This window comes from Paracoccus zhejiangensis (genome assembly GCF_002847445.1).
GTDB lineage: Bacteria > Pseudomonadota > Alphaproteobacteria > Rhodobacterales > Rhodobacteraceae > Paracoccus > Paracoccus zhejiangensis.
Genome location: NZ_CP025430.1, coordinates 964,398 through 979,911, shown reverse-complemented (window position 1 = coordinate 979,911; position 15,514 = coordinate 964,398). Strand labels below are relative to the sequence as shown.

11 protein-coding genes are annotated in these 15,514 nt (G+C 65.8%); 9 read left to right on the top strand and 2 right to left on the bottom strand.

The genetic code is table 11. The features are described from left to right. Positions 1 to 43 precede the first annotated feature (43 nt). Both CX676_RS04880 and CX676_RS04875 read right to left on the bottom strand, forming a co-directional pair. Complete coding sequence (locus CX676_RS04880; protein WP_332872948.1) at positions 44 to 2,011, bottom strand: sensor histidine kinase; 1,968 nt, start codon at positions 2,009 to 2,011, stop codon at positions 44 to 46. 3 nt (positions 2,012 to 2,014) lie between these two features. Then, a complete protein-coding gene (locus tag CX676_RS04875; protein WP_101754147.1) occupies positions 2,015 to 3,391 on the bottom strand; it encodes a sigma-54-dependent transcriptional regulator in 1,377 nt (458 codons plus the stop codon). A gap of 236 nt (positions 3,392 to 3,627) precedes the next feature. Here CX676_RS04875 and CX676_RS04870 point away from each other — a divergent pair, with 236 nt between their 5' ends. The 9 genes from CX676_RS04870 to sucD all read left to right on the top strand — a co-directional run bounded on the left by CX676_RS04870 (position 3,628) and on the right by sucD (position 15,509). Next, positions 3,628 to 4,524, top strand: a complete 897-nt coding sequence (locus tag CX676_RS04870) for a bestrophin family protein (RefSeq protein WP_101751619.1) — start codon at positions 3,628 to 3,630, stop codon at positions 4,522 to 4,524. A 353-nt stretch (positions 4,525 to 4,877) separates the two neighbouring features. Beyond that, a complete protein-coding gene (locus tag CX676_RS04865) occupies positions 4,878 to 6,599 on the top strand; it encodes an OFA family MFS transporter (RefSeq protein WP_101751618.1) in 1,722 nt (573 codons plus the stop codon). A 473-nt stretch (positions 6,600 to 7,072) separates the two neighbouring features. Further along, positions 7,073 to 8,788: a formate--tetrahydrofolate ligase gene (locus tag CX676_RS04860; protein WP_101751617.1), complete on the top strand. Its 1,716-nt coding sequence runs from the start codon at positions 7,073 to 7,075 to the stop codon at positions 8,786 to 8,788. A 104-nt stretch (positions 8,789 to 8,892) separates the two neighbouring features. Beyond that, positions 8,893 to 9,801, top strand: coding sequence for a bifunctional methylenetetrahydrofolate dehydrogenase/methenyltetrahydrofolate cyclohydrolase FolD (gene folD / locus CX676_RS04855; protein WP_101751616.1), 909 nt, complete (start codon positions 8,893 to 8,895; stop codon positions 9,799 to 9,801). 25 nt (positions 9,802 to 9,826) lie between these two features. Continuing rightward, positions 9,827 to 10,807, top strand: coding sequence for an HpcH/HpaI aldolase/citrate lyase family protein (locus CX676_RS04850; RefSeq protein ID WP_101751615.1), 981 nt, complete (start codon positions 9,827 to 9,829; stop codon positions 10,805 to 10,807). After that, positions 10,804 to 12,120, top strand: a complete 1,317-nt coding sequence (locus CX676_RS04845; RefSeq protein WP_332872947.1) for a glycerate kinase type-2 family protein — start codon at positions 10,804 to 10,806, stop codon at positions 12,118 to 12,120. Before CX676_RS04850 ends, CX676_RS04845 begins: the two co-directional genes overlap by 4 nt. 3 nt (positions 12,121 to 12,123) lie before the next feature. Next, positions 12,124 to 13,383 (top strand): aminotransferase class V-fold PLP-dependent enzyme, encoded by a 1,260-nt coding sequence (locus CX676_RS04840; protein ID WP_101751613.1) that lies wholly within the window; start codon positions 12,124 to 12,126, stop codon positions 13,381 to 13,383. Positions 13,384 to 13,410: 27 nt separating this feature from the next. Beyond that, the gene (locus tag CX676_RS04835) at positions 13,411 to 14,619 is read left to right on the top strand and encodes a malate--CoA ligase subunit beta (RefSeq protein ID WP_101751612.1); all 1,209 of its coding nucleotides are present in this window, start codon (positions 13,411 to 13,413) and stop codon (positions 14,617 to 14,619) included. Continuing rightward, positions 14,619 to 15,509 carry a succinate--CoA ligase subunit alpha gene (gene sucD, locus CX676_RS04830; protein ID WP_101751611.1) on the top strand — a complete coding sequence of 297 codons (891 nt, stop codon included), beginning with the start codon at positions 14,619 to 14,621 and terminating at the stop codon, positions 15,507 to 15,509. The genes CX676_RS04835 and sucD overlap by 1 nt, the downstream gene beginning before the upstream one ends. The last annotated feature ends 5 nt before the right edge of the window (positions 15,510 to 15,514 follow it).

Genomic DNA, 15,514 nt, shown 5'->3' with positions numbered 1-15,514 from the left:
CAGACAGCGGCCCCCGCAAGGGGCCGCTGTTTCTTTAATTCCCTCACGCCTGCACCGCCTCCGGCAGCCAGATGCGGAAGCGCGACCCTTCGCCGACGCGGCTCTCTGCGGTGATGAAGCCGCCGGCGCGGGTGACGAGGGATTGGCTGATCGACAGGCCAAGCCCAGTGCCGCTTGCGCGCTTGGTGGTGAAGAAGGGGTGGAAGATCATTTCGAGTGTGGCGGCATCCATGCCGTGGCCGCTGTCGCTGATGGTGATCTCGACACCCGCCACGCCGTCATGGGGACGGTCCGTCGTTGTGATCTCCAGCCGTCCGCCCCCGGGCATGGCATGGGCCGCGTTGACGATCAGGTTCACGATCACCTGCTGCAATTCCGTCTGGTCGATGCGGATCCTTCCCTGTGCCTCGTCGCGCAGCTCCAGCCGGATGCCGGCGCTATCGATGACGTGGCGGACGAGGACGAGGCAATCGTTGATCACCTCGCCCGGGCTCAGCAGGTTCTCGGCGCCGGAAAACTCGCCGGGTCGGGCGAATTGCAGCAGTTTCGAGACCATGGTCGAGATGCGGTAAAGCTGGTCGTCAATCAGGTCGAACTCGGTGCGGACCTCGGTCGACTTCTCGCCCAGCAGCGTCCGCGCCACGTCGAGGTTGCCCTGGATCACCGCCACCGGGTTGTTGATCTCATGCGCGACGCTGGCGGTGATCTCGCCCACGGCGGCCAGCTTTTCCGACATGACCAGTTGCTGCGTCGCCTGTTCCAGCGCCTCCTTGGCCTCGCGCAGGTCGCGGGTGCGGTCCTCGACCTTGTCCTCCAGCGTCGCGGCCCAAGCTCTCAGCGAGCGGTCACGCTCCTGCACTTGGTCCAGCAGGGTGTCGAGATGGCTGGCCACCTGCGCGATCTCGTCCTCGCCCTTGGGGCTGCCGTTCCGGGCCGCCAGATCACCGGCCTCGACCTCGGCCATGGTCCGGGTCATCTGCTCCAGCGGGCGGAAGATGCGCCCGGCCCAGGTTAGGAATAGCGGCACCGAGAGGGCGGCGATGGCCAGGAACAGCAGCGCCGCGCCGATGATCGACCACAGCCGGTCCTGCCGGAACGGAGTTTCGAGGAACCCGGCATAGAGCATCCCCACGCGATTGCCGAAGCTGTCGGTGATCGGCTCGTAGCCCGAGACATACCAGTCATTCACCACGAAGGCACGGGCGAGCCAGACCCGGCCCTCGTCGAGCACATGCTTGCGGACCTCGGCGGAAACGCGGGTGCCAAGCGCGCGCTGGTCGCCGAACATGCGGACATTGGTGGAAATGCGCACATCGTCCAGAAACAGCGTCGCCGTGCCCTGGCTGCCTTCGGGCAGGCTGGCGGCGCTGTAGACCAGATTGTTGATCGTATCGATGAAGCCGAGATTGCGATTGAGCAGCACCCCTCCGACCAGCGCGGCAGGGCGGCCATCGGGCAGGGTCAGGGGGGCGGCGGCATGGACGACCAGCCCGCGATCCTCGGCCTTGCGATCCGACGGCACGGCGGCGCGGGTCGGCACGATGGCAATCCGGGCGCGTTCGGCCAGCAGCGGTGAAATCCGTGTCAGCGTCTCGACATCGAAGAGGTCGATGGCACTGTCGACGCGGCCCTGCAGCGCGGCGGCGATCACCGGCCAGCCTTGCGCCTCTGGCTCGCCCGCCAGCGCGATATAGAGAAAATCGAGACCAAGCGCCGCACGTTCGCGGTCGATCAGCGGTTCGACCTGACCGGCTTCCAGCGCGGTCTGAAAGGCCGCGGATTCCGAGACCGTGGCCAGGCGCTCGCCGGAACTGGCGATCAGGTGGCCCAGATATTCATGCGCAATGGTCAGGTCGCCATTGGCCTTGACGATCAGCAGGTCATCGGTCTTGCCGGCCCATCGCATCACCGTCGCGCCCAGCAGGATCGGCAGCAGCACCAGCATCGGCAGCAGCGCGATGGCCAGCAACTTCAACCGGACCGAGCGGCGGAAGGGGGTAGCAAGTCCCACGGCTCAGATCCCCCAGCTGGCGCATTTCCGGTCGATGGTCTTGCGCGAGATGCCCAGCCATTCCGCCGCGCGGGTGCGGTTGCCACCGGCGAGGTCCAGCGCGTGCAGGATGTGGCGGCGTTCCACCGCGTCCAGTGGCTCGATGCTGTTCGGGCCGGCATCGCCGAGCGTATCCAGCGGAAAGCGCCCGAAGATCAGCGAGCGTTCGATGAAGTTGCGCAGCTCGCGGATATTGCCCGGCCAGTCATGGCGCAGAAGCGCCGCGCGCACCGTGCTGTCGATCTCCAGCGGCTCCAGCCCCAAGGCCGTTGCGATCTCGGTCATGAACATCTTTGCCAGGTCCAGAATGTCGCTTTCCCGCAGGCGCAGCGGCGGCATCTGGATCTCGAGCACGTTCACCCGGAAGAACAGGTCATCGCGGAACCGCCCGGCATCGACCTCGGCGGCCAGTTGCTTGCTGGTGGCAAAGACAAAGCGCAGGTCCAAGGGCACCTCTCGCTCGGATCCGACCGGGCGGATGGTCTGATCCTCGAGCACGCGCAGCAGCGCGGCCTGCGCCGGTTTCGGCAATTCCGCGATCTCGTCGAAAAAGACCGTGCCACCCTCGGCCGAGACGAACAGCCCTTCGCGCCGCTGATCCGCCCCGGCAAAGGCGCCGCGGGTATGGCCGAACAGCTCCATTTCCAGAAGGTCGGCGGGGATGGTCGAACAGTTGATCGGCACGAAGGGTCGCGACTTGCGGTCCGAGGCGGCATGAAGGACCCGCGCCGCCACCTCTTTCCCGGTGCCGGATTCGCCGTGGATCAGCACCGGGGTCGGCAGCTTGGCGAGGCGGTGCAACTGCTGGCGAACCGCCTCGATGGCGGGGGACTGGCCCAAGAGTTCGCTGCGGCGGAAACGCCCGACATCGGCTCGGTTCAACTCATGCTTCAGCAGCAGGTTCTCGCGCCGCAGAAGCGCCAGTTCCATGCTGCGCCGCACCGCGTTCAGCACCTGGTTCGAGCGGCAGGGCTTCAGCAGGAAATCCGCCGCGCCCGCGCGCATCGCCTCGATCGCGGTTTCCAGGTCGGCGAAGGCGGTGATCATGATGGCCTCGAACTGCCAGCCGCGCTGCCGCTGCTGGCCCAGCCACTCGATCCCCGACAGCCCCGGCATCCGGTTATCCAGAAGCACGATGTCAAAGCGCATCTGGGCCAGGATCTCGCTGGCGGTCTCGGCATCGGCGGCCTCGACCACCTTGCGGCAATGCGGGCGCAGGGTCTTGACCAGGAAGTTGCGCATCCCCGGCTCGTCATCGATGACGAGGACGGCGGCGTTGCGCAGCTGTTCGGTCAGCGGGTCAGGAGGCTGAACCCCCGCGGCCTCGTCGCCGTCTTGCATGTTATCCTCCCCCCGGGCCGGTCCACCTTCGCGCTGCGTCATCCGAAAAGGATACCGCATCGGGCACAATCTCCGTAGTGTCGGGAAATCGTGGGTTGACGGCCTCGCCTGCCATCGGCCACGCATGGGTAAACCATCGCAGTCAAAAGGCAAGATGCGCGTGAAGAAACGGTTTCCGGTTGCCGCAGCCATGACCACGGTGCCGGCAGGCCCGCAGAACTGACCCGGAGCGCAGGATGCTTGTCCGATCACAGCCCGATTTCGCCGAGATCCTGTTCGCCGTCAACGGCTCGATCCTGCCGCGCATCTGGCGGCGGCTGACCGTCATCCTGATCGTCGCGATCATCGCCGTGCTGGCGGCACAGCAACATCCCGGCATCTTCCAGCGCATCAGCGCCATTCCCTTCACCCTGATCGGCATTGCCCTGTCGATCTTCATGAGCTTTCGCAACGATGCCTGCTATTCGCGCTGGTGGGAGGGGCGGAAGCTCTGGGGCGAGCTGTTGATCGCTGCCCGGTCCTTCGCCCGCAAGATCGCCGACCTCCCGCACGAGGAACGTCGCAGCATGACCTATCTGCTCTGCGGCTTTACCAATGGCCTCGCCGCCCGGCTGCGACGGCAGGACGAGCGCGCGACGATTGCCCGCTGGGTGCAGGACCCGATTGCCGAGGACGATCCCAATCCCACGAATTACATCCTGCATCAGCTGGGCCGGCGGTCGCTGGCGCTGATGGACAGCGGACGGATCGATGCTATCCGCTATTCGGTGCTGGAAACCGAGCTTCGGGCGCTGTCGGTGGTGCAGGGCGGCTGCGAGCGCATTGCCACGACCCCGGTGCCCTATGCCTATTCGCTGCTGCTGCACCGCACGGCGCTGGTCTTCTGCCTGACCTTGCCCTTCGCACTTGCCGGATCGCTTGGCTGGTGGGCGCTGCTGCCGGTGCTGCTGGTCGCCTATACCTTCTTCGGTCTCGACGCGCTGGGGCACCAGCTGGAAGACCCGTTCCGCACCGAGCCGAATTCGCTGCCGGTCGAGGCGCTGACCCGCCGGGCCGAGCGCGACATGCTATCGCTGATCGAGGGAGAAGAACTGCCGCCCGAGATCACCCCGCGGAACCATGTGCTGATGTGAACGCGCGAAAGACCTTCGGCTGAGTCGCCCGCCGGTCCGCCGATGCGGCTTTTGCCCCATCCGTTTCAGCCCGGCCCATTGCAGCGAAAGAATCTTGCGCAACCGGGGAATCCCGCCGATCTGGACAAAATGTCCCACTTGTTGCGCCGGAGATTCCGGCGCGCGGACAGAATGTCCTGAATTGCCCGTCCCGCCCCGATCGGCAGGGACAAAACATCCAACTATCCTTTTGATAACAAATAATTTTTCATTTGACAGAATGTCCCGCGCTCCCTCTTTAGTCTGATGCAGAAATGCCATCGCGCCCGCGGGAGGACCAAGCCGGCGCTCGATTTTTGGGAGGATCGCAGACCATGGCCAGTGACACCGGAGGCACCTTTGGCTTCCTGCACAAGCGACATATCGTGGCGAAAGAGGGGTTCAACCGCTGGCGCGTGCCGCCGGCCTCCATCGCCATCCATCTCTGTATCGGCTCGGTCTATGCTTGGTCGGTCTTCAACCCGCCGCTGACGCGGGAACTGGGGGTGGTCGCCTCGGCCGCCGAGGATTGGAGCCTCGGCTCGGTCGTCTGGATCTTCTCGGTCGCCATCGTCTTCCTGGGCCTTGCGGCGGCCTTTGCCGGCAAATGGCTGGAAGAGGTCGGCCCGCGCATGGTCGGCGTGCTGGCCGCCTGTCTCTGGGGCGGCGGCTTCGTTGTCGGGTCCTTCGGCATCGCCAGCCATCAGCTGTGGATGGTCTACCTGGGCTATGGCGTGCTGGGCGGCTGCGGGCTGGGGCTGGGCTATGTCTCGCCCGTCTCGACGCTGATCCGCTGGTTCCCCGACCGTCGCGGCATGGCCACAGGCCTTGCGATCATGGGCTTTGGTGGCGGCGCGATGATCGGTGCGCCGGTCAATGGCTGGCTGCTGAACCTCTACGAGCGCGCCCCCGAGTTTCTTGGCGCGCAGGGCGCGGTCGCCACAGTGGTCGAGAATGGCCGGGTCTTCGCGCAAACGGCGGCGGGGCAGGTCGAGGTGGTCATCGCCTCGGCGGCGCAGGCGGCGGAATATGGCGGTCAGGCCGGCGTCTATGTCGTCGGCACCGGCAATACCGGCGCGGCGCAGACCTTCCTGACGCTCGGCATTGTCTATTTCATCGTCATGGTGATCGCGGCTTTCCAGTACCGCGTGCCGGCGGCTGACTGGAAACCGGCGGGCTGGGTGCCGAAACCCGCCAAGTCGGGCATGGTCACGCAGAACAACGTCCATATCGACCAGGCGCTGAAGACGCCGCAATTCTGGCTTCTGTGGATCATGCTCTGCTTCAACGTCACCGCCGGGATCGGGGTGATCGGGGTGGCCAAGACCATGATGGGCGAGATCTTCGGCTCGGCCCTGCCATTGGTGGTGACGGCGGCCTTCACCTCGACCTACGTGATGATGATCTCGGTCTTCAACATGTGCGGTCGGTTCTTCTGGGCCTCGGCTTCGGACTATCTGGGCCGGCAGGCGACCTACATGTGCTTCTTCGTGCTGGGCACGGCGCTCTACCTGTCGATCCCGTTCTTCGCCAATGCCGTGGCGACCAATCCCTCGATGATCTACCTCATCGGCTTCTACATCGCGACCATGGTGATCTTCTCGATGTATGGCGGCGGCTTTGCCACCATCCCGGCCTACCTGGCGGATGTGTTCGGCACCATGCATGTCGGCGGCATCCACGGGCGACTGCTCACCGCATGGTCCACAGCCGGTGTGCTCGGGCCGCTGGCGATCACCTCGCTGCGCGAAATGTCGGTGAACCGGGCAATTGCCGATCTGGCCTCGAAGATTGACCCGGCTGCCTTTGCCGAGCGCTTCGGCGCGCCCATCGCCCAGCTCGAGCAGCTGGTGGCGGCGCGGACGGTGACAATCTCGGGGCTGATGGAGATCGCGCCTGCGGGCACCATCGACCCGACGCCCAGCCTCTACAACACCACCATGTATTGCATGGCGGCGCTGCTGGTCGTGGGCTTCATCGCCAACCTGTTCATGCGGCCGGTGAAGGAACATCACCACCATGTCGAGCCGCAGGCCAAGGCCATGCCGGCCGAGTGACCGGCTGACGGGGCGTGCGCCCCGGAAGCGCCTGACAGACCCTGACGCAGCGGGCCGAAAGGCCCGCTGCGTTTTCCGTTGTCGGCTTGCGGGAGAGGCGTCGGGCAGCCCTGGCGCCGAGTCGCGTGGCGGGGCAGGGTGCCCGGACAGGGCACAGGGGCGATGCTGCCAGCCCCTGCAACCAAGGTGGCAGAATTTTCTTTCCTGCCAGCGATCCGATGAACCGGACAAAATGTCCCGATCCGCCCCGTGCCGTGGACATAATCGGGACAAAACATCCACATCCTTCCCCCGATGCTCATGAAGTTGGCACGATTTCAAAGCCGTAAATCTGCTTAAATTTTATTTAAATTGACCCATTGAGCGTTAACCTTTCTTTTAGATGCAGGAGGTGCCGCAGTGATCTGCAAGTCGGAATGCGCGGCAGACAGGGGAGGAAAGACCATGGTCAGCATCATCACGGGCGCCGCGCAATGAACGAGGTTATTGCCGCTCCGCGCGACGCCAAGCCGGTCGCATTCAAGACCGACAGCGAGATCGCCAACGCCGCCATGAAGCGCCCGATCCAGGAGATCGGGGCCAAGCTCGGGATCGATGCCGGCGATCTGCTGCCTTACGGCCATGACAAGGCCAAGCTCAGCCAGCGCTTCATCAACTCGGTCCAGGATCGCCCCAATGGCAAGCTGGTGCTGGTCACCGCGATCAACCCGACCCCGGCGGGCGAGGGCAAGACCACGACCACGGTGGGTCTGGGCGACGGGCTGAATGCCATCGGCAAGACCGCCTGCGTCTGCATCCGCGAGGCCTCGCTTGGCCCGAACTTCGGCATGAAGGGTGGCGCGGCGGGGGGCGGCTATGCGCAGGTGATCCCGATGGAGGACATGAACCTGCACTTCACCGGCGATTTCCACGCCATCACCAGCGCCCATAACCTGCTGTCGGCGATGATCGACAACCACATCTACTGGGGCAACGAGCAGGACATCGACCTGCGCCGCGTCGTCTGGCGCCGGGTGGTGGACATGAACGACCGCGCGCTGCGCCAGATCACCTGCTCGCTTGGCGGCGTCGCCAACGGCTTCCCGCGCGAGACCGGCTTTGACATCACCGTGGCCTCGGAAGTCATGGCGATCCTGTGCCTGTCGCGCGATCTCGAGGATCTGCAGCACCGTCTTGGCGAGATGATCGTGGCCTATCGCCGCGACAAGTCGCCGGTCTATTGCCGCGACATCAAGGCTGACGGGGCAATGACCGTCCTCTTGAAGGACGCGATGCAGCCGAACCTTGTGCAGACGCTGGAGAACAACCCGGCCTTTGTCCACGGTGGCCCGTTTGCGAACATTGCGCACGGCTGCAACTCGGTCATCGCCACCACCACGGCGCTGAAGCTGGCGGATTATGTCGTCACCGAGGCAGGGTTCGGTGCCGATCTGGGCGCGGAAAAATTCTTCGACATCAAGTGCCGCAAGGCCGGGATCGCGCCGGATGTGGCGGTGATCGTTGCCACCGTGCGCGCGCTGAAGATGAATGGCGGTGTCGCCAAGGCCGATCTCGGCCCGGAAAATGTCGCGGCGGTGAAGAAGGGTCTGGTGAACCTGGGCCGTCACATCGCCAATGTCAAAAGCTTCGGCGTGCCGGTGATCGTGGCGATCAACCATTTCGTCAGCGATACCGATGCCGAGGTGCAGGCGGTGCAGGATTACGCGCGCCAGAACGGCGTCGAGGCGATCCTTTGCAAGCACTGGGCCGATGGCTCGCAGGGCACGCTGGATCTGGCCCGCAAGGTGGTCGAGATCGCCGAGAAGGGCGCGGCTGAGTTCGCCCCGCTCTATCCCGACGAGATGCCGCTTTTTGCCAAGATCGAGACCATCGCCAAGCGCATCTACCATGCCGACGAGGTGATCGCCGACAGCAAGATCCGCGCCCAGCTGAAGGACTGGGAAGAACAGGGTTACGGTCATCTGCCGATCTGCATGGCCAAGACCCAGTACAGCTTTACCACCGACCCGACCCGGCGCGGCGCGCCGACCGGCCATTCGGTGCCCATCCGCGAGGTGCGGCTGGCCGCCGGCGCGGGCTTCATTGTCGCCATCTGCGGCGAGGTGATGACCATGCCGGGCCTGCCGCGAACGCCCGCCGCCGAGGTGATCGGGCTGAACCCCTCGGGCGAGGTTCAGGGCCTGTTCTAGGCCCAAGGCTCCGCCCGGACCCACGACGAAACTGCTTTACCGCGCAGGGGCTGGCGAAAGCCGTTCCTGCGACCGGAACCCGCATGTCCACGAGGAAGAAGCGCATGAGAGACACGACCGCGACCATCATTGACGGCAAGGCCTTCGCGGCCACGGTCCGCGAACAGGTGGCCCAGCATGTCGCCCGCCTGAAGGCCGATCACGGCATCACGCCGGGTCTGGCCGTGGTGCTGGTCGGCGAGGACCCGGCGAGCCAGGTCTATGTCCGCTCGAAGGGCACCCAGACCACCGAGGTCGGGATGAATTCCTACGAGCACAAGCTGCCCGCCGACACGTCTGAGGCTGAATTGCTGGCGCTGATCGAGCGGCTGAACCGCGACCTGTCGGTGCACGGCATCCTGGTGCAACTGCCGCTGCCGGCGCATCTGGACTCGGATCTGGTGATCAACGCCATCGATCCCGACAAGGATGTCGACGGCTTTCACATCTCGAATGTGGGGCTGCTCGGCACCGGGCAGAAGTCGATGGTGCCCTGCACGCCGCTCGGTTGCCTGATGATGCTGCGCGAGCATCACGGCTCGCTCTCTGGGCTGAACGCGGTCGTCGTCGGACGTTCGAACATCGTCGGCAAGCCGATGGCGCAGCTTCTGCTGGGTGACAGCTGCACGGTGACCATTGCCCATTCCCGCAGCCGCGACATCGAGGCGCTGTGCCGCAACGCCGATATCCTGATCGCCGCCGTTGGCCGGCCCGAGATGATCGATGCAAGCTGGATCAAGCCCGGCGCCACCGTGATCGACGTGGGCATCAACCGGATTCCCCATCCCGATCAGCCGGGCAAGTCGAAGCTGGTCGGCGATGTCGCCTATGACAGCGCCGCCAGCGTCGCCGGCGCCATCACCCCGGTTCCCGGCGGTGTCGGCCCGATGACCATTGCCTGCCTTCTCGCCAATACCCTGACCGCCTGTTCCCGCGCGCATGGCCTGCCGGAACCCGATGGCCTGACCGCCTGAACCCATACCCAAGAAAGGAACGACCATGAGTTTCCACGTCATCGAACAGGCCCCCGCAAGGCTGAACCGCAGCGAGCTGGCGGTGCCCGGCAGCGCGCCGCAGATGTTCCAGAAAGCCGCCGAGTCCGAGGCCGACGTGATCTTCCTCGACCTCGAGGACGCGGTAGCCCCGGACGAGAAGGCCGATGCCCGCCGGAACATCATCAAGGCGCTGAACGAGATCGACTGGGGCACCAAGACCATGTCGGTGCGGATCAACGGGCTCGACACCCATTACATGTACCGCGACGTGGTGGATGTGGTCGAACAGGCCGGCGAGCGGCTGGACCTGATCATGATCCCCAAGGTCGGCACTGCGGCGGATGTCTACGCCGTCGACATGATGGTGACCCAGATCGAGGACGCCAAGGGCCTGAAGAAGCGCATCGGGTTCGAGCATATCATCGAGACCGCGCTGGGGATGCAGAACGTTTCCGCCATCGCCGGCGCCTCGAAGCGCAACGAGAGCCTGCATTTCGGCGTTGCCGATTACGCCGCCTCGACCCGCGCCCGCACCACCATCATCGGGGGCGTGAACCCGGATTACTCGGTCCTGACCGATGCCGACGATCAGGGCGGGCGCGAGCGTCACTGGGGCGACATGTGGCATTACGCGCTGGCCCGCATGGTCGTCGCCGCCCGCGCCAATGGCTTGCGCCCGATTGATGGACCCTTTGGCGATTTCAGCGACCGTGACGGCTACCTCGCCGCCGCGCGCCGCGCCGCCGTGCTGGGCTGCGAGGGAAAATGGGCCATCCACCCCAGCCAGATCGCCATGGCCAACGAGGTGATGAGCCCGTCCGAGGGCGAAGTGACCAAGGCACAGCGCATCCTGTCGGCCATGGCCGAGGCCGAGGCCGCCGGCAAGGGCGCGGTCTCGCTGGATGGCCGGCTGATCGACTATGCCTCGATCCGTCAGGCCGAGGTGCTGGTCGAGAAGGCCCGCCAGATCGCGGCGGCGGCATGACCATGACGGGCTCGCTTCGCCATCATGCCGAAACGCTGTTCTCGGTGGCCGTCAAGGCCGCCGAGCCGGCGGGGGCATTGCGGGCGTCGCTGGCCCGTCACCCTCTGCCCCAGCCGGGGCCGGGCGGTCGCATCCTCCTGATCGCCGTTGGCAAGGCGGCGATCCCGATGGCGGCCGAGGCGCTGGCGCAGCTGGGCGATGCCCCGGTCGAGGCGCTGGTCGTCACCAACCGCGAGAATTTTCGGCCGCTGCCCGGCGCGACGGTCATGCCGGCGGGACATCCGATCCCGGACGAGGACGGGTTGAACGCCGCCCGCGCGGTGATCGCAGCGCTGGAAGCCGCGCGGGCCGAGGATCGCGTCATCGCGCTGATTTCGGGCGGTGGCTCGGCGATGCTGCCGGCGCCCGCTGCCGGTCTCAGCCTGGCCGACAAGGCCGCGGCGAACCGGTTGTTCCTTCAGCGCGGCCTCGATATCCGCGAGACCAACCTGATCCGCCAGCAGCTTTCCACGCTGAAGGGCGGCGGCATGGTCCGGCTGGCCGATCCGGCCCCGGTCACCGCCTATATCCTGTCGGATGTGATCGGCGACGATCTGGCCGTGGTCGCCTCGGGTCCCACGGTCGCGCCGATCGGCACGGCAGAGGAGGCGCGGGTGCTGATCGCGGCGCGCGGCCTTGGCCCGATGCTGCCCGAGGCGGTGCGCGACCATCTGGCCAGCCGGACCTCGCAGCCCGCGAACGGGCCCGCTGCGCAGAACCACCTGATTGGTTCGAACCGCCAAAGCCTTGATGCCGCAGTCAGCGCAGGCGAGACGGCCCGGATCGTCAATGACCGCCTGACCGGCGACGTATCCTCGGCTGCCGCCCAGATCGTTGCCGCCGCCACCGCGACCAGCACTGAACCCGCCTGCCTGATCTTCGGCGGCGAGACCACGGTTGAGATCCGGGGCAAAGGCACCGGCGGGCGCAACCAGGAACTGGCTTTGCGCGTGGCGCTGGCCATGCCCGATCTCGGCCGCGACTGGGTGTTCCTGTCGGGCGGCACCGATGGCCGCGACGGTCCGACCGATGCGGCGGGTGGGCTGGTCGATGCCGGCACCGCTTTGCGCATCCGCGCTGCCGGCGGCGATCCCGCCGCGCTTCTGGCGGAAAATGACAGCCATGCCGCGTTGAAGGTGGCGGGCGACCTGCTGATCACCGGGGGCACCGGCACCAATGTCGCCGATGTCCAGATCCTGCTTCTGGGCGCACGCCCCGAGGCACCCCGCAACCCGCATCTCACCGATACTCATTCCCCCTCACGAAAGGTCTGACCGATGAACGCCATCACCACCGTCACCTCCGTTTTCCCGCCGCTGGAGATCCCCGAGACGCTGGCCGCCGGTCCGGGGCCGGGCAATACCGATGCCCGCGTGCTGCAACGCTTTGCCCAGTCCGGCCTTGCCGATCACATGCAGGCCGACGTGCTGCGCGGCATGGTCGAGTGCAAGCTGATGCTGCGCGAGGTCTGGGGCACCAAGAACATCTACACCTATGGCGTCGCCGGCACCGGCTTCTCGGGCCTCGACTGCATGCTGAGCGCGATCCTGCCCGGGGATACCGTGGTGGCCTTCACCAATGGCACCTTCTCGGGCATCGACGGTCTGGCGATCCGCATGAAGGCCTCGACCCGCGAAGAGCTGAAGGCCGATCCGCTGAACCCGAAACCCGCCTCGGTCAAGATCGTCGAGGTGCCGCATGGGCAATCCGTGGGTGCCGAGGTGATCGAACAGGCGCTGGCCGAGCACAAGCCGAAATGGGCCTTCATGGCGCATTGGGAAACCGGCTCGGGCCGCATCAATGACATTCGCGCCTTCTCGGATGCCTGCGAAAAGCACGGGGCGCTGGGGCTGGTCGATGCGGTCTCTTCGCTCGGCATCGAGGATTTCTCGATCGACGATTATCCCGGCGTGGTCGGTTGGGCTTCCTGCCCGCAGAAGGGCGTCCTCTGCCTGCCGCTGACCTATGCGCCGGTCAGCTTCAGCGACCGCTACATCGCCGAGGTACGCGAGAACGGCTGCCACACCTATGCCCATAACCCGATCCTCGAGGCGCGGCACTGGGCGATCATCGATGGCAAGGATGTCGAGAAGGGCGCCTATCACCGCACCCATTCCGGCTATGCCGTCGCCGCCTTCCACGAGGCTCTGCGCATCATCCTGCAGATCGGCAAGGTTCAGCGCGCCAAGGATTACGCCTTCCACGAGGCGGCGTTGCGCGCGGCGGTCGAGGCGATGGGCTGCAAGGTCACATCGAACATGACCAGCCTTGTCGTGCTGAACCTGCCGGGCGACCTGGCCGGGCGCGAGATGGAGCTGGTTCAGAACTGCCGCGCCCGCGGCTTCGGCATCTGGCCGACGCTGTCGGAGCCGGTGCAGGTCCGCATCGGCATCCTGAACCAGCTGTCGGAAGCCGCCATCACCGAGATCGTCAACCGCTTTGCCGATGCCATGGTCGAACTGGGCGCCAGCATCGACCGCGACCGGATCAGCGACATCCTGGCGCAGCACTATGACCGTGCCGCGCTGGCCAACTGACACCATCCACAGGGAGGAGACCTAACGATGGACATTCACGAATATCAGGCCAAGGAAATTCTGGCGGGCTTCGGCGTTGCCGTGCCGCCGGGGGCGCTGGCCTACAGCCCCGAGCAGGCCGCCTACCGCGCCCGCGAACTGGGCGGCGATCGCTGGATCGTCAAGGCACAGGTCCATGCCGGCGGCCGTGGCAAGGCCGGGGGCGTCAAGCTGTGCAACAATGATCAGGAGATCGTCGATGCCTGCGAGGGCATGTTCGGCCAGCGTCTGGTGACGCATCAGACCGGCCCCGAGGGCAAGGGCATCTACCGTGTCTATGTCGAGGGCGCCGTGCCATTCGAGCGCGAGATCTACCTGGGCTTCGTGCTGGATCGCTCGTCGCAGCGGGTGATGATCGTCGCCTCGTCGGAAGGCGGCATGGAGATCGAAGAGATCTCGGCCGAGAAGCCCGACAGCATCGTGCGTTCCTCGGTTGAGCCGGCGGTGGGCCTGCGCGAGTTTCAGGCCCGCGAGATCGCCTTTGCCCTGAAGATCCCGCCGGCGCTGACCCAGCAGATGGTGCGGACGCTGATGGGCTGCTATCGCGCCTTCCGCGATCTCGACGCCACCATGGTCGAGGTGAACCCGCTGGTCATCACCAGCGACAACCGCATCCTCGCGCTGGATGCCAAGATGACCTTCGACGGCAATGCGCTGTTCCGCCACCAGCAGATCAGCGAGCTGCGCGACAAGAGCCAGGAAGACCCGCGCGAAAGCCGCGCGGCGGATCGCGGCCTGAACTATATCGGGCTGACCGGCAATATCGGCTGCATCGTCAATGGCGCGGGTCTGGCCATGGCGACGATGGACACGATCAAGCTGGCCGGTGGCGAGCCCGCGAACTTCCTCGACATCGGCGGCGGCGCCACGCCCGAGCGGGTGGCCAAGGCCTTTCGCCTCGTCATGTCCGACAAGAATGTCGAGGCGGTGCTGGTCAATATCTTCGCCGGCATCAACCGCTGCGACTGGGTCGCCGAGGGCGTGGTGCAGGCGCTGACCGCCAATCCGGTCGATGTGCCGGTGGTGGTGCGGCTGGCCGGCACCAATGTCGAGGCCGGTCTGAAGATCCTGAATGAAAGCGGCCTGCCGATCATCGCCGCGACCTCGCTGATGGATGCCGCCGAGAAGGCGGTGGCGGCGTGGCGCGGCGAGAATGGCGGCGACAAGGTTCACTACATCAAGGCGGGAGCAAACTGATGAGCATCTTTCTGGACAAATCGAGCCGCGTGATCGTTCAGGGCATCACCGGCCGCCTCGCGCAGTTCCACACGCAGGAAATGATCGACTATGGCACCAATGTCGTCGGCGGTGTCGTGCCCGGCAAGGGCGGCGAGATCATCAACGGCGTGCCGGTATATGACACGGTGAAGGAAGCCGTCTACGAGACCGGCGCCAACGCGAGCCTCGTCATCGTGCCGCCGCCCTATGCCGCGGATTCGATCATGGAGGCCGCGGATGGCGGCATCGGCTATGCCGTCTGCGTCACCGATGGCATCCCGGCGCAGGACATGATCCGGGTCAAGCGCTACATGATGCGCTACCCGCGCGAGAACCGCATGGTGCTGACCGGCCCGAACTGCGCCGGCACCATTAGCCCGGGCAAGGCGCTGCTGGGGATCATGCCGGGGCATATCTACCTCGAGGGCAATGTCGGCATCGTCGGGCGCTCGGGCACGCTTGGCTACGAGGCCGCCCAGCAGCTGAAGGATCGCGGCATCGGCGTCTCGACCTCGGTGGGCATCGGCGGCGACCCGATCAACGGCTCGTCCTTCAAGGACATCCTGATGGCCTTCGAGAAGGACGACCAGACCGAGGTGGTCTGCCTGATCGGCGAGATCGGCGGCCCGCAGGAGGCCGAGGCGGCGGACTACATCCGCGACCACATGTCGAAGCCGGTCATCGCCTATATCGCCGGCCTGACCGCGCCCAAGGGTCGCACCATGGGCCATGCCGGCGCGATCATCTCGGCCTTTGGCGAAAGCGCCAGCGAGAAGGTCGAAATTCTCTCCGCCGCAGGCGTCACCGTGGCCGAACATCCCTCGGCCATCGGCGAGACCATCGCCCGCACCATGAAGCAATTCGCATAACGGAG

Excerpts from the sequence above, each read along its gene's own strand:
- CX676_RS04875 (WP_101754147.1), bottom strand. The coding sequence starts at position 3,391 with ATGCAAGACGGCGACGAGGCCGCGGGGGTTCAGCCTCCTGACCCGCTG.
- CX676_RS04870 (WP_101751619.1), top strand. The coding sequence starts at position 3,628 with ATGCTTGTCCGATCACAGCCCGATTTCGCCGAGATCCTGTTCGCCGTC.
- CX676_RS04865 (WP_101751618.1), top strand. The coding sequence starts at position 4,878 with ATGGCCAGTGACACCGGAGGCACCTTTGGCTTCCTGCACAAGCGACAT.
- CX676_RS04860 (WP_101751617.1), top strand. The coding sequence starts at position 7,073 with ATGAACGAGGTTATTGCCGCTCCGCGCGACGCCAAGCCGGTCGCATTC.
- folD (WP_101751616.1), top strand. The coding sequence starts at position 8,893 with ATGAGAGACACGACCGCGACCATCATTGACGGCAAGGCCTTCGCGGCC.
- CX676_RS04850 (WP_101751615.1), top strand. The coding sequence starts at position 9,827 with ATGAGTTTCCACGTCATCGAACAGGCCCCCGCAAGGCTGAACCGCAGC.
- CX676_RS04845 (WP_332872947.1), top strand. The coding sequence starts at position 10,804 with ATGACCATGACGGGCTCGCTTCGCCATCATGCCGAAACGCTGTTCTCG.
- CX676_RS04840 (WP_101751613.1), top strand. The coding sequence starts at position 12,124 with ATGAACGCCATCACCACCGTCACCTCCGTTTTCCCGCCGCTGGAGATC.
- CX676_RS04835 (WP_101751612.1), top strand. The coding sequence starts at position 13,411 with ATGGACATTCACGAATATCAGGCCAAGGAAATTCTGGCGGGCTTCGGC.
- sucD (WP_101751611.1), top strand. The coding sequence starts at position 14,619 with ATGAGCATCTTTCTGGACAAATCGAGCCGCGTGATCGTTCAGGGCATC.